This is a genomic window from Pseudomonas sp. ICMP 460, assembly GCF_002723595.1.
Taxonomy (GTDB): Bacteria; Pseudomonadota; Gammaproteobacteria; order Pseudomonadales; family Pseudomonadaceae; genus Aquipseudomonas; species Aquipseudomonas kitaguniensis.
In genome coordinates, this window is record NZ_LKBR01000057.1 from 153718 (window position 1) to 173609 (window position 19892).

A 19892-nucleotide genomic window follows, 5' to 3' on the forward strand; every position below is an offset into this window, starting at 1 on the left:
CACTATTTTAAGGCGGTTGCGTTACAGTTTAGTGCACGCTGACGCAACCGCGTTACTTATAGGAACAGTCAATCAACCACGGTAGTAGCGTTGCGGCACAAATGGCATTTTACTTACACGTAGTGGTACTTTTTTCCCACGTACCAATGCCGACACTTCGGTATCCAGTGCGATGAATGCGCTGTCCAGATACCCCATCGCCAACGGGCCGCCCAACGATGGGCCAAAACCACCGCTGCACACCGTGCCAATTACGCTGCCGTGCTGATCGACGATTTCTGCACCTTCACGCACCGGGGTGCGCTCTTGCGGCAACAGGCCGACACGCTTGCGGCTCACACCGGCTTGCTGTTGGGCAAAGATTCGCTCGGCGCCGGGGAAGCCACCGGCACGTGCGCCATCGGCACGCCGCGCCTTGGAAATCGCCCAGAGCAGGCTGGCTTCAATCGGCGTGGTGTCGGTGTTCATGTCATGCCCGTACAGGCATAGGCCAGCTTCCAGGCGCAGGGAGTCGCGGGCGCCCAGGCCGATCGCTTGTACTTCGGTTTCGGCCAGCAGGCTGCGCGCCAGGCTCTCGGCGTTGGCGGCCGGCACCGAGATTTCAAAGCCGTCTTCACCGGTGTAGCCCGAGCGGCTCACGTAGCACTCCACGCCCAACAGGCGCAGGGTGGCGAACTGCATGAAGGTCATTTTGCTGACCTCAGGCGCCAGGCGCGCCAGTACCTTCACCGCCGCGGGGCCTTGCAATGCGAGCAGGGCGCGCGCCTCGAACAGCGGCTCGATGCTGCAGTGGTCGCCGATATGTTTGCGCAGGTGCGCCAGGTCCTGGTCTTTGCACGCGGCGTTGACCACCAGGAACAGCTCATCGTTACCCAGGTTGGCCACCATCAGGTCGTCAAGAATCCCGCCTTGCTCGTCAGTGAACATGGCGTAGCGCTGCATGCCCACCGGCAGGTCGATGATGTCGACTGGCACCAGGCTTTCCAGCGCTTTGGCGGCGTTCGCGCCGCTGAGGCGGATCTGGCCCATGTGAGACACGTCAAACAACCCGGCGTGTTCACGGGTGTGCAGGTGTTCTTTCATCACGCCCAGCGGGTATTGCACCGGCATGTCGTAGCCAGCGAAGGGCACCATGCGCGCGCCCAGCTCAAGGTGCAGCGCATGCAGTGGAGTTTTCAACAGGGTTTCGGTGGGCATATTCAGCTCCTGAAAAACGTGCCGCCGCGCCGTTGGGCGTCAGCACTCGATAAACAAATGCAAATGCAAGCGGCAAGCGGCAAGCGGCAAGCGGCAAGCTAAAGGCCACAGCCACTCGGCTTTTACTTGCAGCTTGCAGCTTGCAGCTTGCCGCTTGCCGCTCATATCTGCCTCAAGCGTAGTTTTCGATTGAGGGGCACGCGCAGACGAGGTTGCGGTCGCCAAACACGTTGTCGACGCGGCCAACCGGCGGCCAGTATTTGCCTTCGATCAACGAGGCAAGCGGGTACACGGCCTGCTCACGGCTGTACGGGTGGCTCCATTCGCCGACCAGTTCGGCCGCAGTGTGCGGCGCGTTTTTCAGTGGGTTGTCGTCTTTGTCCAGCGTGCCGTTTTCGACCGCGCGAATCTCTTCGCGGATGGCGATCATCGCGTCACAGAAGCGGTCGAGTTCTTCTTTGGATTCGCTTTCGGTCGGCTCGATCATCAAGGTGCCGGCGACCGGGAACGACATGGTCGGCGCGTGGAAACCGAAGTCGATCAGGCGCTTGGCCACGTCGTCCACGCTGATGCCGCTGCTGTCTTTCAGCGGGCGCAGGTCGAGGATGCATTCGTGCGCCACCAGGCCGTTGCTGCCGGTGTACAGCACTGGGTAATGCTCTTCGAGGCGACGCGAAATGTAGTTGGCATTCAGGATTGCCACTTGCGAAGCGCGCTTGAGGCCCGCGCCGCCCATCATGCTGATGTACATCCAGGTGATCGGCAAAATGCTCGCGCTGCCGAACGGCGCCGCGCACACCGCGCCTTCCTTGCGCTGCATGGCGGCGTGGCCAGGCAGGAATGGCGTGAGGTGGGATTTCACGCCAATCGGGCCGACACCCGGGCCGCCACCGCCGTGCGGAATGCAGAAGGTTTTGTGCAGGTTGAGGTGGGACACGTCGCCGCCGAATTTACCCGGCGCGCACAGGCCGACCATCGCGTTCATGTTGGCGCCGTCGATGTAGACCTGGCCGCCGTTGTCATGAATCACCGCGCAGATCTCGCGAATGCCTTCTTCGAACACGCCGTGGGTGGACGGGTAGGTGATCATCAGTGCCGCGAGGTGGTCGCGGTGCTCGATGGCTTTGGCGCGCAGATCTTCAATGTCGACGTTGCCACGCGCATCGCAGGCGGTCACCACCACGCGCATGCCGGCCATGTTGGCGGTTGCGGGGTTAGTGCCGTGAGCCGACGAGGGGATCAGGCAGATGTCGCGACGCGCATCGCCACGGCTTTGGTGGTACGCACGAATCGCCAGCAGGCCTGCGTATTCGCCTTGGGAACCGGCGTTGGGTTGCAGCGAGATCGCGTCATAACCGGTGGCCGCGCAGAGCATGGCTTCCAGTTCGGAAGTCAGTTGCAGGTAGCCGGCGCTTTGTTCGGCCGGGGCGAACGGGTGCAGTGCACCGAACTCGGCCCACGTCACCGGGATCATCTCGCTGGCGGCGTTGAGCTTCATGGTGCACGAGCCCAGCGGGATCATGGTGCGGTCCAGCGCCAGGTCCTTGTCGGCCAGTTTGCGCAGGTAGCGCATCAGTTCGGTTTCGGAGTGATAACGGTTGAACACCGGGTGGCTGAGGATCGGCGATTGGCGCAGCAGTGCGGCAGGCAGGGCGCTGTCGACCTCGGCGGCGAAGTCCGGCAGCGCTTTGCCGTCGGCGAAGATCGACCACAAGGCGTCGATGTCAGCTTGGGTGGTGGTTTCGTCGACCGACAGGCCCAGACGCTCGGCGTCTACCACCCGCAGGTTGATGCGCTGGGCGCGGGCCTGGTCATGCAGGGCGGCGGTGTTGGCGCCGGTGTGGAGGGTCAGGGTGTCGAAAAAGTGTTGCTGCTCAACCTTAAGGCCAAGCGCGGTCAAGCCTTTGGCCAGGATCGCGGTCAGTTGGTGAATGCGTCGGGCGATCTGGGTCAGGCCTTTAGGGCCGTGGTACACGGCGTACATGCTGGCGATGTTGGCCAACAGCACTTGGGCGGTGCAGATGTTGCTGGTGGCTTTCTCGCGACGGATATGTTGCTCGCGGGTCTGCATCGCCAGGCGCAGCGCCGGCTTGCCGAAACGGTCGACCGAAACGCCGACCAGACGCCCCGGCATGTCGCGCTTGAACGCGTCCTTGGTCGAGAAGTACGCCGCGTGCGGGCCACCAAACCCCAGCGGCACGCCGAAGCGTTGCGCGCTGCCAATCGCCACGTCGGCGCCGAACTCACCCGGCGGCGTCAGCAGGGTCAGGGCCAGCAGGTCGGCGGCCACGGCTACCAGCGCGTTGGCGGCGTGGAAGCGCTCGGTCAGTTCGCGGTAATCAAACACATCACCGTTGCTGGCCGGGTACTGCAGCAGGGCGCCGAAGAAGGTGCTGACGTCGCTCAGTTCACGCTCATCGCCCACCACCACGTCGATGCCCAGCGGCTCGGCACGCGTGCGCAGCACGTCGAGGGTTTGTGGGTGGCTATGGATCGAGGCGAAAAACGCATTACTGCTCTTGTTCTTGCTCAGGCGCTTGCAGAACGTCATGGCCTCGGCGGCGGCGGTGGCTTCGTCGAGCAAGGAGGCGTTGGCGATCGGCAGGCCGGTGAGGTCGCTGATCAAGGTCTGGAAGTTCAGCAGCGCTTCCAGGCGGCCTTGGGAAATCTCGGGTTGGTACGGGGTGTAGGCGGTGTACCAGGCCGGGTTTTCCAGCAGGTTGCGCAGGATCGGCGACGGCGTGTGGCAGTTGTAATAGCCCTGGCCGATGTAGGTTTTGAACAGTTGGTTTTTGCCGGCGATGGCCTTGATCTTGGCCAAGGCGTCGGCTTCGCTCAGGCCGTCTTCCAGGCCGAGCACGCTGGTGCCCTTGATGCTTTCCGGGATCACACTGGCGCTTAACGCTTCCAGGGAATCAAAGCCCAGACTTGCGAGCATGTGTTGCTCGTCTTGCGGGCGCGGGCCGATGTGGCGGGCGATGAATTCGTTGGCGGTGCTGAGATTAATCGTCATGGTGCGCTCCTCAAGCTTCAGCGTTGGCTTTGATCAGGCGGTCGTACGCATCCTGATCCAACAGCTTAGCCACTGCCTCGGCATCGGCGGGTGTAAAGCGGAAGAACCAGCCTTCGCCCATCGGGTCTTCGTTGACCAGTTCCGGGCTGCCGTCGAGCTTGTCGTTCACTGCGACCACTTCACCGTCCAATGGCATGTACACGCCGCTGGCGGCTTTAACCGACTCCACGGTGGACGCTTCAGCGCCTTTGGCGTAAGCCTGCAACTCGGGCAGTTGCACGAAAACCACATCACCCAGCGCGTTCTGCGCGAAAGCGGTGATACCCACGGTGACGCTGCCATCGGTCTCGGCGCGCAGCCATTCGTGATCTTCAGTGAAACGCAACTCGCTCATGGAAACTCCTCAAGGCCAGATTTCTCTGGAGGGCGGCATTGGAATAATGAAGAGTTGCATAGCAATATTGCGGCCAACGTTATTAAATCGTTATAAATCAACAAGTTAATAAAATTGGTTATAAGCCTATAAATTTTATCTGTAGCGATTTCGATACAGGTCGGCGCCTGAAAAAAAGCCTATGTGGATCAAAGCCTTGCATGGCGCGCAAAAAACATGGGTGTAGCGATAGCGTTACGCTGTAGCGCTTTCAGTACAGGTGAAGGTCGCTTTTGATGAACCCGGCGGCCTGAAAGCCGACCTCAGTGATTGAATAAGATCAAAAGCGCTTTTTGTGGGAGCGGGCTTGCTCGCGATGGCGGTGTGTCAGATAAGTATGTTTCAACTGACACGCCGCCATCGCGAGCAAGCCCGCTCCCACAGTTGCATCTCTGCGCAGCCGTCAGGGCTTGTTGGGAATGCCGTACTTGCGCAGGCGATGCGCGATGGCGGTGTGGGAGGTTTGCAGGCGGTTGGCCAGTTGGCGGGTCGACGGGTAGCTGGCGTAGAGCTTTTCCAGCAAGTTGCGCTCGAAGTCTTCCACCGCCTGTTCCAGGCTGTCGACTTCGCCGTCGCTTTGGCGCGCCACCGACGTACCGGCAATGTCCAGGTCACCAATGTCGACGATATTGCTTTCGCAGATGGCGGCGGCGCGGAAGATCACGTTCTGTAACTGCCGAACATTGCCCGGCCAGCGGTTGCCCAACAGCGCCGGGTAAGTGCCGGGCGCCAGGCGGCAGACCGGGCGCTGTATCTGCGCGCACGCTTGCTGCATGAAGTAGCGCGCGAGCAACAGGATGTCCTGGCCGCGTTCGCGCAGCGGCGGTACTTCGACGTTGAGCACGTTGAGGCGGTAAAACAAGTCTTCGCGAAACGTGCCCTCGCTGACCATTTTTTCGAGGTCGCGGTGCGTGGCGCTGAGGATGCGCACATTAACCTTCACTTCGCGGTCACCGCCCACGCGGCGAAAGCTGCCGTCATTCAGAAAGCGCAGCAGCTTGGCCTGCAGGTACGGCGACATCTCGCCGATCTCATCGAGAAACACCGTGCCCTGGTTGGCCAGCTCCATCAGCCCCGGTTTGCCGCCGCGCTGGGCACCGGTGAAGGCGCCAGGGGCATAGCCGAACAATTCGCTTTCGGCGAGGTTCTCCGGCAGCGCCGCGCAGTTCAGCGCCAGGAACGGTGCACTGTAGCGCGCGCTGATGGCGTGGCAAGCACGCGCCACCAGTTCTTTGCCGGTGCCGGTTTCGCCCTGGATCAGCAGCGGTGCATCCAGTGCCGCCACCCGTTGCGCCCGCGCCTTGAGGGTGCGAATCACCGGGGATTCACCCAGCAGCGCGTCAAACCCTTCGGCATGGTCGTGGTGCAGCGCAGACAGTTGCTCGCCGATGCGGTTGGGTTGGTAAAGGGTGAGCAGCGCGCCAGCATCGGTGATCGGCGTGGCCTCCAGCAAGAACGTATGGCCGTTCACGCTGATCTCGCGCAGGGGCAAGCGAAAACCCTGTTCAAGCAAGGTGTCGAGCAGCGCCGGGTCGTTGAACAGCGCGGCGATGCTTTCTCCGGCCGGTTCGCGACCATACAGCGCGATCAACGCCGGGTTGGCCAAGAGAATTTTGCCCGCGCTGTCCAACGCCAGTACCGGGTCGGTCATGGCCGCCAGCAGGGCGTCGAGTTGCAGGTGGCGGCGCTGGCCGGGCAGGATGTCGACCACGGTGACGGCTTGCACACCCTGCACGCTGAACAACGCATCGCGCAGTTCTTCGAGCACCTCGGCGCTCAGCGTCGGGGCGTCGATATACACGTTGGGCGGCACCATCTCCACCGCATCCAGGTTGAGATTGCGCCCACCGAGCAAGGCCAGGACTTCCTGGGTAATGCCGACGCGGTCGATGAAGCTGACGTGGATACGCATGGGGCGCTGTTGATTCTGAAGAGCGGAGGGTGGCAAGTATGCCTTGCAGATGATGCAGATCAAAATGTGCGGGGCAGTGCGACGCTGATCGTTCCCACGCTCTGCGTGGGAATACAGCCCGTGACGCTCCGCGTCACCTTGCGCACGTCATCAAACGTGCGCCTATGGCAGGACGCGGAGCGTCCCGGGCGGCGTTACCACGCAGAGCGTGGGAACGATCATCGCGTGGCAACGATCACCGGGGTTATTCCAGGTGTTCCGGTTTGACCGGGTCGCCCGATTTCACATCCAGCTGCTGGCGCACGTCCTCAAACATCAAGTCGTACTGCTTGTGCATCGAGCCATTCAGCACGGCGGCCTTCGGCATCCCGTATTTTTGCGCGATGTTCATCGCATGCCGGGCAAAGTCGAACGCCTGGTCCTTGGGTAAAAAGAACGCCTCGTCGAGGTCCTTGCCCTGCACCGAGCCGTGCAGCTTGAACTGCATCCCCTTGCCTTCCTTGGGGTCCTGGCTGACTGCGTAGTCGATGCACAGGTTGTAGCTGTAGTCGTCCTTGTTGAGCGCGTGACGCTCGACGTGCAAGTGACCGGGTTCAAACGTGGCCATAGGCGTTTCTCCTCTGCTTCACAGGTAAGTGATGCCAGCTTTCGCCGTGCTGATGCGTGTGCCGGCGGTGCCCTGGACGATGGCTTCGATGGTTGAGAGTGAACCGATAACTGCAGTTTTGCCAGTCTTGCGGGCGAACTCGCAGGCGGCTTGCACCTTTGGCCCCATGGAGCCTGCGGCGAAACCGAGCTTATCCATTTCGTCGGGGTGGGCCTGGCCGATGGCTTTTTGGGTGGGCGTGCCGTAGTCGATAAAGGCGGCGTCGACGTCAGTGGCGATCACCAGCAAATCGGCACCCAGTTGCTCAGCCAGCAACGCTGAACACAGGTCTTTGTCGATCACCGCTTCGACGCCGCGCAGTGCGCCGTCTTCGCCGTAGAGGGTTGGAATACCGCCGCCGCCTGCGCAAATAACAATCGCGCTTTTTTCCAGCAACCACTTGATCGGGCGAATTTCAAAGATGCGTTTCGGCCTGGGGCTTGCCACCACGCGGCGGTACTTGTCGCCGTCGGGGGCGATGGCCCAGCCTTTTTCGGCCGCAAGCTGTTCGGCTTCGGCCTTGCTGTACACCGGGCCGATAGGTTTGCTGGGGTTCTGGAAGGCCGGGTCGTTGGCGTCCACTTCCACTTGGGTCAGCAAGGTCGCAAACGGTACGTCAGCGTCCAGCAGGTTGCCCAGTTCCTGTTCGATGATGTAGCCGATCATGCCTTCGGTTTCAGCGCCCAGCACGTCCAGCGGGTACGGCGAAACCTGGGTGTAGGCCGCCGCCTGCAACGACAGCAGGCCGACTTGCGGGCCATTGCCGTGGGCGATCACCAGTTCGTTGCCGGGGTGGATTTTGGCGATCTGTTCGGTGGCGGTACGGATGTTGGCGCGTTGGTTGTCCGCCGTCATCGGTTCACCGCGGCGGAGCAGGGCGTTACCGCCCAGTGCAACGACGATACGCATAATCAAATCCTTCTAGCGTTCAGCCTTGTGAATACGGAACCCGCTGTGGGAGGGCGCTTGCTGCCGATGGCGGCTGTACATTCAACATCTCTGGTGACTGACATACCGTCATCGGGAGCAAGCCCCCTCCCACATGATCGAGTTCCAACCTTGAGCTTTAGATGTCTGCGAGCGCTGCCACCAGAATCGCCTTGATGGTGTGCATGCGGTTTTCCGCTTGCTCGAACGCGATATTGGCGGGCGACTCAAACACCTCTTCGGTCACTTCCACACCATTCGCCAGGTTCGGATAACGCGCCGCGATGTCCTTGCCCACCTTGGTCTCGCTGTTATGGAACGCCGGCAAGCAATGCATGAACTTCACCCGTGGGTTGCCCGAGGCTTTCATCATCCTGGCGTTGACTTGGTACGGCAGCAGTTGCTCGATGCGCTCATCCCACGCTTCCACCGGCTCGCCCATCGACACCCAGATGTCGGTGTGGATGAAGTCCACGCCGTTCACCGCCTCCACCGGGTCTTCGGTGATGGTGATGCGCGCGCCGCTTTCTTCGGCAAAGGCCTGGCATTGCTTGATGAAATCGTCGTGCGGCCAGAGCGCTTTGGGCGCGCCGATGCGCACGTCCATGCCCAGCTTGGCGCCGATCATCAGCAGCGAGTTGCCCATGTTGTAGCGCGCATCGCCGAGGTAGGCGTAGCTGATGTCATGCAGCGGCTTGTCGCTGTGTTCGCGCATGGTCAAGGTGTCGGCAATCATTTGCGTGGGGTGGAACTCGGCGGTCAGGCCGTTGAACACCGGCACGCCGGCGAAGGTGGCCAACTCCTCGACGATTTCCTGCGCAAAGCCACGGTATTCAATGGCGTCGAACATGCGGCCGAGTACGCGGGCGGTGTCTTTCATGCTTTCTTTGTGGCCGATCTGCGACGACACCGGGTCGATATAGGTGACGTGCGCGCCTTGGTCATGTGCCGCCACTTCAAACGCACAACGGGTGCGGGTCGAGGTTTTTTCGAAGATCAGCGCGATGTTTTTGCCCTGCAAGTGCGGCCGCTCGGTGCCGGTGTATTTGGCGCGTTTTAGGTCTCGGGACAAGTCCAGCAAGTAGTGCAGCTCGCGCGTGGTGTGGTGCATCAGCGAGAGCAGGCTGCGGTTGCGCATGTTGAACGCCATGATGGATCTCCTTAATAGTCGATGGGGTCGCGGATGATCGGGCAGGTCATGCAGTGGCCGCCGCCACGGCCACGGCCGAGTTCACCGGCGCTGATGGTGATGACTTCCACCCCGGCCTTGCGCAACAGGGTGTTGGTGTAGGTGTTGCGGTCGTAACCGATCACCACGCCAGGCTCCACAGCCACCACGTTGTTGCCGTCATCCCATTGCTCGCGTTCGGCGGCGAAGCTGTTGCCGCCGGTCTCGACCACGCGCAGGGCGTTCAGCTTGAGCGCGCTGGCGACCACGTCGAGGAAGCTTGCTTGTTCACGGCGCACGTCAATGCCGCCGGGCTTGCTCTCATCAGGGCGCAGGCTGAACGCGACGATTTGGCTGACCACTTCCGGGAAGACGGTGACGAGGTCGCGGTCGCAGAAACTGAACACCGTGTCCAGGTGCATCGCGGCGCGGGATTTCGGCAGGCCGGCAACGATCACACGCTCGACGGCGTTGTGTTTGAACAGGTTCAGCGCCAGTTGGCCGATGGCTTGGCGCGACGAGCGCTCGCCCATGCCGATCAACACCACGCCGTTGCCGATCGGCATTACATCACCACCTTCCAGCGTGGCGTTGCCGTGTTGCTGGTCCGGGTCGCCGTACCAGACCTGAAAGTCGGCATTGACGAACTCGGGGTGGAATTTATAAATGGCGCTGGCCAGCAAGGTTTCCTGACGTCGCGCCGGCCAGTGCATCGGGTTGAGTGTCACGCCGCCGTAAATCCAGCAGGTGGTATCGCGGGTAAATTGGGTGTTCGGCAACGGTGGCAGGATGAAGCTTGAGTGGCCGAGAAAGTCGCGGAACATCTCGATCGTCTTGCCGCCGAAACTGTCCGGCAAGTCATCGGCCGAGACGCCGCCGATCAGGTATTCAGCAACCTTGCGCGGCTCCAGGCTGCGCAGCCATGAACCCACTTCGTTGACCAGGCCAAGGCCGACCTGGTTGGCGGTGATCTTGCGCGCCAGTAACCAATCAAGGGCTTCAGGGATGGCGACGATGTCGGTCAGCAGGTTGTGCATTTCCAGCACATCAATGTCGCGTTCGCGCATTTTGGTGACGAAGTCGAAATGGTCGCGCTTGGCTTGGGCCACCCATAGCACGTCATCGAACAGCAGTTCATCGCAGTTGTTGGGGGTCAGGCGCTGGTGCGCCAAACCTGGGGAGCACACCATGACTTTGCGCAGTTTGCCGGCTTCGGAATGTACGCCGTACTTGACTTTTTCGGTGGTCATTACAGATCCTCCAATGGGAACACTTACAACGTCAGGAAGCCGGCGTAGAGCCCATAAGCCGCCGCCAGGGCGCCGATGACGACTGCGCCGAAAATCAGCTTCTCCAGCGTGGTGAAAATCGGTTTGCCGAGTTCACGCTTGGCCATTGCGAACAGAATCGCGCCGGGGGCGTAGAGCAGGGCGGACAACAGCAGGTATTTGGTGCCGCCGGCGTAGAGCAGCCAGATCGCGTAGATCAGCGCGATGGCGCCAATGCACAGGTCTTTCGCACGTTCGCGCGCTGCGTTTTCGTAGGTCTCGCCGCGCACCGCCAGCAGCAGGGCATAGGCGGCCGACCACAGGTACGGGACCAAAATCATCGACGTGGCGAGGTAGATCAGCGACAGGTAAGTGCTTGCTGAAAACAGCGTTATCAGCAGAAAAACCTGCACCATCGCATTGGTCAGCCAGAGGGCGTTGACCGGTACGTGGTTGGCGTTTTCCTTGCGCAAAAACGCCGGCATGGTGTGGTCCTTGGCGGCCGCGAACATGATCTCCGCACACAGCAACACCCACGACAGCAGCGCGCCCAGCAGTGAGATGATCAAACCTACGCTGATCAGCAGCGCGCCCCAATGGCCGACCACGTGCTCAAGCACGGCGGCCATCGACGGGTTCTGCAACTTGGCCAGCTCCGGCTGGGTCATGATCCCGAGTGACAGCACGTTCACCAGCATCAAAAACAGCAGCACGGTGATAAAGCCGATCACGGTGGCCTTGCCGACATCGGAGCGTTTTTCCGCCCGCGACGAGAAGATGCTCGCGCCTTCGATGCCGATGAACACGAACACGGTAACCAGCATCATGTTGCGCACCTGGTTCATCACACTGCCCAGGTCCGGGTTTTTCACGCCCCAAATATCCGCGGTGAAAATGTCCAGCTTGAACGCAAACACGGCGATCAACACGAACAGCACCAGCGGCACCACTTTGGCGATGGTGGTTACCAGGTTAATGAACGCGGCTTCCTTGATCCCGCGCAGCACCAAAAAGTGCACGGCCCACAGCAGCACCGACGCGCCGATCACCGCCGCAGGCGTATTCCCCGCGCCAAAAATCGGGAAGAAGTAACCGAGGGTGCTGAACAACAGGACGAAGTAGCCGACGTTGCCCAACCAGGCACTGATCCAGTAACCCCACGCCGACGAGAAACCCATGTAGTCGCCGAAACCGGCCTTGGCGTAGGCGTACACACCGCCATCGAGGGTGGGCTTGCGGTTGGCAAGGGTCTGGAACACGAACGCGAGGGTCAGCATGCCGATGGCAGTAATCACCCAACCGATCAACACGGCGCCCACATCGGCGCTGGCGGCCATGTTTTGCGGCAGTGAGAAGATCCCGCCCCCAATCATTGAGCCCACGACCAGTGCAACCAGTGCACCGAGTCGAAGTTTTCCGGGAGATTCAGACATTGCGTGCCTCCAATGCAGGAGAAGAGAGGCCACAGAGTAATTGGATGTGCCAGGTGAGCAGCTGACTCAGATCACGGCATTGGCGTATTCATTGTGAATTAATGAGTCAGCGGCGGGTAATTGACCGGAACAGTTCTTGAGCGCTTTTGTGGGAGCGGGCTTGCTCGCGATGGCATCAACCCGTTAGTGCTGATGCACCGGGTTGTCTGCATCGCGAGCAAGCCCGCTGCCACAGTTGACTGCATTCGGCTTGAGAGATTGGGTCGGCTGTTGCCCGTGGCCCTCGGTAACAGAAGGGCCACTCTAGAAGATCATCCGGCCGATGTGGCAACCCCAGGCGTTAACGGCAAGTCGATGCTGGCGATAAAGCCGCCGTCAGGGTGATTCGCCAGGATCAGGCTGCCGCCATGCCGTTCCGCCGCGCGTCGGGCGATGGCCAAGCCCAGCCCGTGGCCTTGGGCCGCTTGGCCGGGGGCGCGATAAAACGGTTCGCCCAGTTGGCTCAGGTGCTCGGCCTCAACGCCTGGGCCATGGTCGCGCACGCTGATCAAGATGCGCTCGCCGAGGCGTTGCGCTTGCAGCTCGATCGGTTGGCCGAGCGGGTTGAAGCGCTGGGCGTTGCGCAACAGGTTATCCACTGCGCGCTCAATCATCGTCGGCCAGCCCTTGAGGTGCAGGTCGTTGTCGGCGGTCAGTTGCACCACTTGGTCCGGCGCGCCGAGTTGGGCGTCTTTTTGCAGGGTCTTGAGCAGCGGGTTGAGGTCGACGTCCTCGGCGCTGGCGTTGTCGGCATCGACGCGCGCCAGCACCAGAATCTCGCTGATCAGCGCTTCCAGGCGGTCGCATTCACGCGTCAGGCGGGGCCAGAGCTTTTCGCGTTCTTCGGCGCTCGCGCGTTCGGCCAGGGCCAGCGCGATGCGCAAGCGGGCCAGCGGCGAGCGCAGTTCGTGGGACACGTCGCGCAGCAACTGGCGCTGGCTGCCGATCAGGCTTTGCAGGCGCGCGCCCATGCGGTTGAAGTCAGTGGCCAATACGCCAAACTCATCACGCCGGTTGGCCAGTCGCGCCAGGCTGTTCTGCTGGTAGGTGGCTTGGCCGAGGTCATGCACCGCACCGCGCAAGCGGCTGAGTGGTCGGGTAATGGACAGCGTCACCAAGAGGCTGAACAGCGTCAGCACCACCAGCGCAATCGCCAGCGCACTTAATGGCCACGTCAGGCTGCTACGGTGCCATTCGTCGAGTTCCGGGTGCGGGATGCGGTAGATCAGCAGGTAGGTGTCGCCGGTTTTTTCGCTGGTGTACTCGGCGGTCAAGCGGCGCCAGGGCAGGTGGCCGTCTTTGTTATCACTTTGCCGGGCCTCAAGCGCGGCGGCGCGTCGCGGGAAGGTGCCGCGCACCACCGGCTCGCCGCTTTCATTCAGCACTTGCACGTCGATGTGGTACTGGCGTTTGCGTTGTTGCAGCAAATCCTGAGCGGCGTCCTCGCCTTGGGCTTCGTAGAGCTGGGTCCACTCTTGCGCCAAATTGTTGAGGCCGGGGTGACGGCTGAGAATCCACGCATCTTGGTTGAGCATGTGACCAAGCAGAATCGACAGCCCGGCAACCAAGGCGATGGCCAGCCAGAAACTGGCAAGGATGCGCCAGAACAATGAACGCACAGGAAACCCTCAAACAGGAAAAGCCCAGCGGCGAGGGCCACTGGGCTGGGGAGGTGACGCGCTTACATTATTGCGCTTTTTGCGGCTGTTGCGCTTTCCAGGCCTGGAATTCCTTCCACTCGGCGCGGCGCTCGTCTTGTTTCTTGACGATTTCGTCGAATTTCTTCTGTTGATCGGGTTTCAGTACGGCACGGATGTCGGCTTGGGTTTTCTGTTTGCCGGCAGCTATTTCGTCCTGCATGGCCTTCTGGTCAGCGGCCGGGAGTTTGTCCAGGTACTTTTTGACCAGGTCTTTGCGAGCGTGCCATTGGTCGCCCATCAGCTTGCCGATTTGCTCGCGCTGTTCCTTGCTCAGGTCCAATTGGGCGAACGGGCCACCTTTGCCACGCGGACCGTGTTCACCGTCGTGGCCAGGGCCGCCCATCATATGGCCTTCAGGACCGCCCATCGGGCCAGGGCCAGGACCTGGGCCTTCCGGCATTGCAGCCATGGCAACAGTTGGCAGGGCGGCGGCGAACATCAAAGCGATCAGGGTCTTGCGCATGGTGATTCTCCAGTGTCTATTCCGGTGAGTCCGGATGTGAGTAGATTACGGAGATCAAGGTCAGCGGCGGTCAGGTGAGGGTAAAGGTTTGGTAAGGGGCATCCGCCGCAAGCTGCACGTTTTAAGCTGCAAGCTGTAAGTTTTAAGCTGCAAGCTGCAAGACAAGAGCGACGGTCAATGCGCCTTTGATCGTGCTTTTTCTTGCAGCTTGCAGCTTGCAGCGTGTGCTGTTTCTTGCTGTTTCTTGCAGCTTCTTCAAAGGCTGTAGTAGTACCCGCGGCTGCGCAGCGCGACAATCCGTGGCCGGCCATCCGCGTGCGGGCCGATCTTTTTTCGCAGGTTGCTGACGTGCATGTCCAAACTGCGGTCATACAGCGTCAACTTGCGCCCCAAGGCAATCTGCGCCAGCTCCTGCTTGTCCAGCGGTTCACCCGGTTGGCGCAACAAGGCTTCCAGCAAACGGCTCTCGGACACCGTCAGCACGAACTCCTGTTGATTAATGCTGACCACCCCGCGCACCGGGCTGAAGCACAGGTCACCCAACTCAAGCTGCGTCGATACGGCCGCCGGGTGGCTGCGGCGCAGTACGGCGCGCAAGCGGGCAGTAAGCTCGCGTGGGTCACAAGGCTTGGCCAGATAATCGTCGGCGCCCAGTTCCAGCCCGAGGATACGGTCCAGCGGCTCGCCTCGGGCCGAGAGCATCAGCACCGGCAATTCCGGGTGGTCGTTGCGCAATTGCTTGAGCAGCTCCAAGCCGCTGCCATCCGGCAACATTACGTCGAGCACTACCGCCGCCGGGGCGCTATCGCTCAAGGCTTTGCGGGCGCTCAAACCATCGTGGCAGGCACGCACCTGGAAACCTTCCTGGCTTAGCCAACTGGTCAGAAGCTCGCACAGCTCCTGGTCATCATCTATCAGTAACAGCTCGCTCATGACTCACTCAATTTAGCCATTGTCGACGGCGACGGTGCCCACCGCTGGCGAAAACCCCGCACAGCAAGGCGATCAGTGCAACGGCCGCGCCGGTGACAAACCACTGCTGTTGCTCGGTTAGCCACCGGTTCAAGGCGCCGCCTTGTGCTTCTTTGAGTTGCTGCACCAGGCGTTGGTTCTCTTGGCGCAAGCGACTCAGTTGCGCACTTTCGCGCGCGGCGTCTGCGGTTTGCAGTTGTTTGCTCAGCTCTTCACGCAGCCGTTCGCTTTCTTTCAAACGCTGCTGCAACTCGGTGACCTGGCTGCCGGTGTTTGAGGTTTCTTCAGCGTGGGCGGTAGCCCCGATCATTAACACTGCCAACAGACACAACTGACGTAAGCGCATCGGAACTCCTGATTCCACACGAATATTCAGCAGGTTGTCGGCAGATTACCGGGAATGTTGAGCCATCCGGCGCTTGCCGGGCATCAAGCTCAAGGCAGGACTTGCTTGAACGGCTTGATCACGACCTCCGCGTAAACGCCCGCCGTTACGTAAGGGTCAGCGTTGGCCCACGCCTGGGCATCGGCCAGGGACGCGAACTCGGCGACGATCAGGCTGCCGGTGAAACCGGCTTCGCCTGGGTCATTGCTGTCGACTGCCGGGTGTGGGCCGGCCAGCACGATGCGGCCTTCGGCCTGCAGCTGTTTCAGGCGTTCGACGTGGGCAGGGCGCACGCTCAGGCGTTTTTCCAGCGAGTGGGCAACGTCGGTAGCAATGATTGCGTAGAGCATGTCAGTCCTCGGTTTTCGGCGTAGTAGGGTCGGTGTCATGCAGGTGGCGCGACAGATAGATACCCTGGCCGACCAGGAACAATACGGTCATGCCCAGGCTGCCGAACACCTTGAAGTCGACCCAATAATTCTGGAAGGTGAAGGCCACAAACAGGTTGGCGGCGCCGCAGAACAGGAAAAACACCACCCAGGCCACGTTCAAGCGTACCCATACCGGCTCTGGCAAGGTTAACGCGTGGCCCATGATCCGCTTGATCAGCAGGCGATCACCGATGAAATGGCTGCCGATAAAGGCCAGCGCGAACAGCCAGTTCACCACTGGGGCTTTCCATTTAAGGAAGGTTTCGCTGTGGAAGGCCAGGGTCAGGCTGCCGAAGACGAGGCAGGCGATCAGGGTCAGCCATTGGCTTTTTTCGAGTTTGCGCTGGGAAATGAAGATCGCGCCGTAGACCACGACAGAACTGATGATCAGCACCGCGGTGGCGCTGTAGATGCCTCCGAATGTCAGCTCATGGCCGGCGACATCGATGACCCTTGGGTCGAGTTTGTAAACGATGAAAAACAGCAACAGCGGGATGAAGTCGATGAATTGTTTCACAGTAAGAGCCAGAAGCTGGATGTGGCGGCATAATAACAAACATCCTTGGTAGCGAAAGCGCCAGCTGACTTGAGGTTACACACTTCCGTGAATGTTGATTTGCACTGCCACAGCACCGCCTCCGACGGCGCCCTCGCGCCCGCGGTACTGGTTGCGCGTGCGTTTGAAAAAGGCGTGCGAGTCCTCGCGTTGACCGACCACGATACGCTCGAAGGCCTCGATGAGGCCCGTGCGACGGCGCATGGCTTGGGCATGCAGCTGGTCAACGGCGTGGAATTGTCCTGCACCTGGGGCGGCGCCACCATTCATGTGCTCGGTTACGGGTTTGATCAAAAAGCCCCGCCATTGGTCGAGGCCATCGCCCAATTGCACGATGGCCGCTGGCTGCGGTCCGAAGAAATAAGCCGCAAACTCAGCCTTAAAGGCATGCCCAATGCCCTCGAAGGTGCTCGCGCCGTCCAGCAGGCGCTGGGCGACAGCGGTAACGCGCCGGCCCGGCCGCACTTTGCAGACTGGATGGTGCGTGAAGGTTTTGTTAAGGACCGCGCCGAAGCGTTTCGCAAATGGCTCGGCGCCGGCAAGTTGGGCGACGTCAAGCAACATTGGCCGACCCTGGAAGACACCGTGCAAACCCTGCGCGCCTCCGGGGCCTGGGTCAGCCTGGCGCACCCTTGGCATTACGATTTCACCCGCAGCAAGCGTCGCAAGCTGATTGCCGACTATATTGGAGCGGGCGGGCACGCAATTGAAGTGGTCAACGGCCATCAACCCGCCGAACAGGTGGGTAGCCTGGCGATTCTTGCCCGCGAATTTGGTCTGCTGGTCAGCGCCGGCAGTGATTTCCATGGCCCTGGCGGTTGGTCGGAGATTGGCGAATACCGCCAAGTCCCGGAAGACCTGCCGCTTTTGTGGGGGCGATTCAAGCATGACCCCATTATTGCCACCGTCTGAACAGGTAGAACACGTGAGTCAATTCTTCCAGATTCATCCGGAAAACCCTCAAGCGCGCCTGATTAAACAGGCGGTGGAGATCATTCGCGCCGGTGGCGTGGTGATCTACCCAACGGACTCGTCCTACGCCATTGGTTGCCAAATCGGCGATAAAAGCGCGGTTGAACGGGTCAGACGCTTGCGTGACCTGGACAAGAATCACAACTTCGCACTGATCTGCAGCGATTTGTCGCAACTGGGGCTGTTTGCCAAAGTCGACACCGGCACGTTCCGCTTGCTCAAGGCGCATACGCCGGGGCCGTACACTTTTATTCTGAACGCTACCCGCGAAGTGCCGCGCCTGTTGCTGCACCCGAAGAAGCGCACCATCGGCCTGCGGGTGCCGGAGCACCCGATTGCGCTAGCCTTGCTGGCTGAGCTGGGTGAGCCGTTGATGAGTGTGTCGCTGATCATGCCCGGCGATACCGAGCCGCTGGAAGACCCGTACGAAATGCGCCAACTGCTGGAAAAACAGGTGGACTTGATCATCGACGGTGGTTTTGGCGGCGGCAAGGCCTCCACCGTGATCAACCTGGCCGACGGCGAGCCGGAGGTGATCCGCGTAGGCTGCGGCGACCCGGCGCCCTTTATGGCCGAGGCCTGAATGTCGGCCGTAGAGACCGTCGACAGCCAGGCGGGCGCCCAGCAAGAGCTGCCGTTTGCCATGGTGTATGGCCAGGCGGTGATGGAAATGCCGCTGGACTTGTACATCCCGCCGGACGCGCTTGAGGTCTTCCTTGAAGCGTTCGAAGGCCCGCTGGACTTGCTGCTGTACCTGATTCGCAAGCAGAACATCAACATCCTCGACATCCCGGTGGCGGAAATCACCCGTCAGTACATGGGCTATGTCGAGTTGATGCAGTCGGTGCGCCTGGAACTGGCCGCCGAATACCTGGTGATGGCCGCCATGCTCGCCGAGATCAAGTCGCGCATGCTGCTGCCGCGCGCAGAATCGATTGAAGCCGAGGAAGACGACCCGCGCGCCGAGCTGATCCGCCGCCTGCAAGAGTACGAACGCTTCAAGGCGGCCGCTGAAGGTATTGACGGCTTGAGCCGCGTCGGTCGCGACGTGGTGGTGCCCAAGCTGGATGCCCCGGAAGCGCGCGCGCGCAAGCTGTTGCCGGATGTAAGCCTGGAAGAGTTACTGATGTCGATGGCTGAAGTGCTGCGCCGTGGCGACATGTTTGAAAGCCACCAGGTCAGCCGCGAGGCGCTGTCGACCCGCGAGCGCATGAGCGATGTACTTGAGCGGCTTAAAGGCGGCGGTTTTGTGCCGTTTGTCGAGTTGTTTACTAAAGAAGAAGGGCGCCTGGGCGTGGTGGTGACCTTTATGGCGGTGCTGGAACTGGTCAAGGAGTCCTTGGTCGAGCTGGTGCAGAATGAGCCTTTTGCGGCTATCCACGTGCGGGCGCGAGCCGAATAAAGAGCTGAATCGATGAATTTGACTGAACCCCGCGAATTGGCCCCGTTGCTGGAGGCCTTTCTTCTGGCCTCGGGTAAACCGCAATCTCTGGAGCGCCTGTTCGAACTCTTTGAAGAGGCCGAGCGCCCCGAGCCGCCCGTGTTCAAAAAGGCCTTGGAGATCTTGCGCAAATCCTGCGACGGCCGCGCCTTTGAGCTGCGTGAAGTGGCGTCAGGCTACCGTCTGCAGATCCGTGAGAAGTTTTCGCCGTGGGTCGGCCGCTTGTGGGAAGAGCGCCCGCAGCGCTATTCGCGAGCGATGCTCGAGACCATGGCGCTGATCGCATATCGCCAGCCGATCACCCGGGGCGAGATCGAAGATGTGCGTGGCGTGGCGGTCAACAGCCACATCGTCAAAACCCTGCTGGAGCGCGAGTGGATTCGCATCGTCGGTTACCGCGACGTGCCCGGCAAGCCGGCGATGTTCGCCACCACCAAAGTGTTCCTCGACCACTTCAACCTGAAAAACCTCGACGACCTGCCGCCCTTGGCCGAACTGCGCGAGATGGAACCCGACCCGGTGCTCGACTTTGACGACGCGCCGGTGCCCGCCAGCCTGCAAGAACTCGCCGACGCCAGCGCCGAGCCGGAAGCGCCGAAGGACGAAACCAGTTTCCATACCTTGCTGCTTGAGCTGGACGACATGGAGTTGGGCCTCAAGACTGACTTTGATGATTTGCTGCGTGACGGCGCCGCCGAACCCGAAACCGAATCCGAAACCCAGCTGAACGTTGAGGTTGAGCCTGAAGTCGAAGTTGAACAGGTCGCCGAGCCCTAGGAAGACATTCTGGGTGTTGCCCAAGCCCGCGAGAAACTCTTGGCTGCCGTCGCCGCTCTGGAACAACCGCCGTTGAGTGACGAAGAAGACGAAGCCCGCGCGCTGGCCGAAGCTATTGAAAACGAGCGCCGCGGGTTCGAGGATTAAACCCGTCCAGCG

The 19892-nt window shown here is 61.0% G+C and carries 18 protein-coding genes and 1 pseudogene; 4 read left to right on the forward strand and 15 right to left on the reverse strand.

What is annotated here, in order from left to right; all coding sequences use genetic code 11:
* Positions 1–72: 72 nt before the first annotated feature.
* The 15 genes from gcvT to AO240_RS24630 all read right to left on the reverse strand — a co-directional run bounded on the left by gcvT (position 73) and on the right by AO240_RS24630 (position 16504).
* Entirely contained in the window at positions 73–1197 is a 1125-nt protein-coding gene (gene gcvT, locus AO240_RS24560; RefSeq protein WP_099239965.1) for a glycine cleavage system aminomethyltransferase GcvT, read from the reverse strand.
* A gap of 172 nt (positions 1198–1369) precedes the next feature.
* Complete coding sequence (gcvP, locus tag AO240_RS24565) at positions 1370–4210, reverse strand: aminomethyl-transferring glycine dehydrogenase (protein WP_099239967.1); 2841 nt, start codon at positions 4208–4210, stop codon at positions 1370–1372.
* Between the two features lie 10 nt (positions 4211–4220).
* Complete coding sequence (gcvH, locus tag AO240_RS24570; protein ID WP_099239969.1) at positions 4221–4604, reverse strand: glycine cleavage system protein GcvH; 384 nt, start codon at positions 4602–4604, stop codon at positions 4221–4223.
* 442 nt (positions 4605–5046) lie between these two features.
* Complete coding sequence (locus AO240_RS24575) at positions 5047–6555, reverse strand: sigma-54-dependent transcriptional regulator (protein WP_099239971.1); 1509 nt, start codon at positions 6553–6555, stop codon at positions 5047–5049.
* A gap of 244 nt (positions 6556–6799) precedes the next feature.
* Positions 6800–7162 (reverse strand): DUF5064 family protein, encoded by a 363-nt coding sequence (locus AO240_RS24580; RefSeq protein ID WP_099239973.1) that lies wholly within the window; start codon positions 7160–7162, stop codon positions 6800–6802.
* Between the two features lie 18 nt (positions 7163–7180).
* Positions 7181–8110 carry a carbamate kinase gene (gene arcC, locus AO240_RS24585; protein ID WP_099239976.1) on the reverse strand — a complete coding sequence of 310 codons (930 nt, stop codon included), beginning with the start codon at positions 8108–8110 and terminating at the stop codon, positions 7181–7183.
* Between the two features lie 157 nt (positions 8111–8267).
* Positions 8268–9278, reverse strand: coding sequence for an ornithine carbamoyltransferase (locus AO240_RS24590; RefSeq protein ID WP_099239978.1), 1011 nt, complete (start codon positions 9276–9278; stop codon positions 8268–8270).
* A gap of 11 nt (positions 9279–9289) precedes the next feature.
* On the reverse strand, positions 9290–10546 hold the full coding sequence (gene arcA, locus AO240_RS24595; protein ID WP_099239980.1) for an arginine deiminase: 1257 nt from the start codon (positions 10544–10546) through the stop codon (positions 9290–9292).
* 23 nt (positions 10547–10569) lie between these two features.
* Positions 10570–11997, reverse strand: coding sequence for an arginine-ornithine antiporter (gene arcD / locus AO240_RS24600; protein ID WP_099239982.1), 1428 nt, complete (start codon positions 11995–11997; stop codon positions 10570–10572).
* A gap of 311 nt (positions 11998–12308) precedes the next feature.
* Positions 12309–13655, reverse strand: coding sequence for a HAMP domain-containing sensor histidine kinase (locus tag AO240_RS24605; RefSeq protein WP_099239984.1), 1347 nt, complete (start codon positions 13653–13655; stop codon positions 12309–12311).
* Between the two features lie 67 nt (positions 13656–13722).
* On the reverse strand, positions 13723–14199 hold the full coding sequence (locus AO240_RS24610) for an LTXXQ domain protein (protein ID WP_099239986.1): 477 nt from the start codon (positions 14197–14199) through the stop codon (positions 13723–13725).
* A gap of 255 nt (positions 14200–14454) precedes the next feature.
* Positions 14455–15132 (reverse strand): response regulator transcription factor, encoded by a 678-nt coding sequence (locus tag AO240_RS24615; RefSeq protein WP_058412456.1) that lies wholly within the window; start codon positions 15130–15132, stop codon positions 14455–14457.
* Between the two features lie 7 nt (positions 15133–15139).
* A complete protein-coding gene (locus AO240_RS24620) occupies positions 15140–15517 on the reverse strand; it encodes a translation initiation factor 2 (RefSeq protein ID WP_099239988.1) in 378 nt (125 codons plus the stop codon).
* Positions 15518–15606: 89 nt separating this feature from the next.
* Positions 15607–15906 carry a YciI family protein gene (locus tag AO240_RS24625; protein ID WP_099239990.1) on the reverse strand — a complete coding sequence of 100 codons (300 nt, stop codon included), beginning with the start codon at positions 15904–15906 and terminating at the stop codon, positions 15607–15609.
* Position 15907: 1 nt separating this feature from the next.
* Positions 15908–16504 carry a septation protein A gene (locus AO240_RS24630; RefSeq protein ID WP_058412453.1) on the reverse strand — a complete coding sequence of 199 codons (597 nt, stop codon included), beginning with the start codon at positions 16502–16504 and terminating at the stop codon, positions 15908–15910.
* 87 nt (positions 16505–16591) lie between these two features.
* Here AO240_RS24630 and AO240_RS24635 point away from each other — a divergent pair, with 87 nt between their 5' ends.
* The 4 genes and pseudogenes from AO240_RS24635 (at position 16592) to scpB (ending at position 19880) form a co-directional block, all read left to right on the forward strand.
* Positions 16592–17455, forward strand: coding sequence for a PHP domain-containing protein (locus tag AO240_RS24635; protein WP_058412452.1), 864 nt, complete (start codon positions 16592–16594; stop codon positions 17453–17455).
* A gap of 13 nt (positions 17456–17468) precedes the next feature.
* On the forward strand, positions 17469–18098 hold the full coding sequence (locus AO240_RS24640) for an L-threonylcarbamoyladenylate synthase (protein ID WP_058412451.1): 630 nt from the start codon (positions 17469–17471) through the stop codon (positions 18096–18098).
* Positions 18099–18158: 60 nt separating this feature from the next.
* Positions 18159–18917 (forward strand): ScpA family protein, encoded by a 759-nt coding sequence (locus tag AO240_RS24645; RefSeq protein WP_172979353.1) that lies wholly within the window; start codon positions 18159–18161, stop codon positions 18915–18917.
* Between the two features lie 12 nt (positions 18918–18929).
* Positions 18930–19880 (forward strand): annotated as a pseudogene (gene scpB, locus AO240_RS24650) (SMC-Scp complex subunit ScpB).
* Positions 19881–19892: the final 12 nt, after the last annotated feature.

Bases quoted from the DNA above. Each gene is read 5' to 3' on its own strand.
- gcvT (WP_099239965.1), bottom strand. From the start codon at position 1,197: ATGCCCACCGAAACCCTGTTGAAAACTCCACTGCATGCGCTGCACCTT.
- gcvP (WP_099239967.1), bottom strand. From the start codon at position 4,210: ATGACGATTAATCTCAGCACCGCCAACGAATTCATCGCCCGCCACATC.
- gcvH (WP_099239969.1), bottom strand. From the start codon at position 4,604: ATGAGCGAGTTGCGTTTCACTGAAGATCACGAATGGCTGCGCGCCGAG.
- AO240_RS24575 (WP_099239971.1), bottom strand. From the start codon at position 6,555: ATGCGTATCCACGTCAGCTTCATCGACCGCGTCGGCATTACCCAGGAA.
- AO240_RS24580 (WP_099239973.1), bottom strand. From the start codon at position 7,162: ATGGCCACGTTTGAACCCGGTCACTTGCACGTCGAGCGTCACGCGCTC.
- arcC (WP_099239976.1), bottom strand. From the start codon at position 8,110: ATGCGTATCGTCGTTGCACTGGGCGGTAACGCCCTGCTCCGCCGCGGT.
- AO240_RS24590 (WP_099239978.1), bottom strand. From the start codon at position 9,278: ATGGCGTTCAACATGCGCAACCGCAGCCTGCTCTCGCTGATGCACCAC.
- arcA (WP_099239980.1), bottom strand. From the start codon at position 10,546: ATGACCACCGAAAAAGTCAAGTACGGCGTACATTCCGAAGCCGGCAAA.
- arcD (WP_099239982.1), bottom strand. From the start codon at position 11,997: ATGTCTGAATCTCCCGGAAAACTTCGACTCGGTGCACTGGTTGCACTG.
- AO240_RS24610 (WP_099239986.1), bottom strand. From the start codon at position 14,199: ATGCGCAAGACCCTGATCGCTTTGATGTTCGCCGCCGCCCTGCCAACT.
- AO240_RS24615 (WP_058412456.1), bottom strand. From the start codon at position 15,132: ATGAGCGAGCTGTTACTGATAGATGATGACCAGGAGCTGTGCGAGCTT.
- AO240_RS24620 (WP_099239988.1), bottom strand. From the start codon at position 15,517: ATGCGCTTACGTCAGTTGTGTCTGTTGGCAGTGTTAATGATCGGGGCT.
- AO240_RS24625 (WP_099239990.1), bottom strand. From the start codon at position 15,906: ATGCTCTACGCAATCATTGCTACCGACGTTGCCCACTCGCTGGAAAAA.
- AO240_RS24645 (WP_172979353.1), top strand. From the start codon at position 18,159: ATGGTGTATGGCCAGGCGGTGATGGAAATGCCGCTGGACTTGTACATC.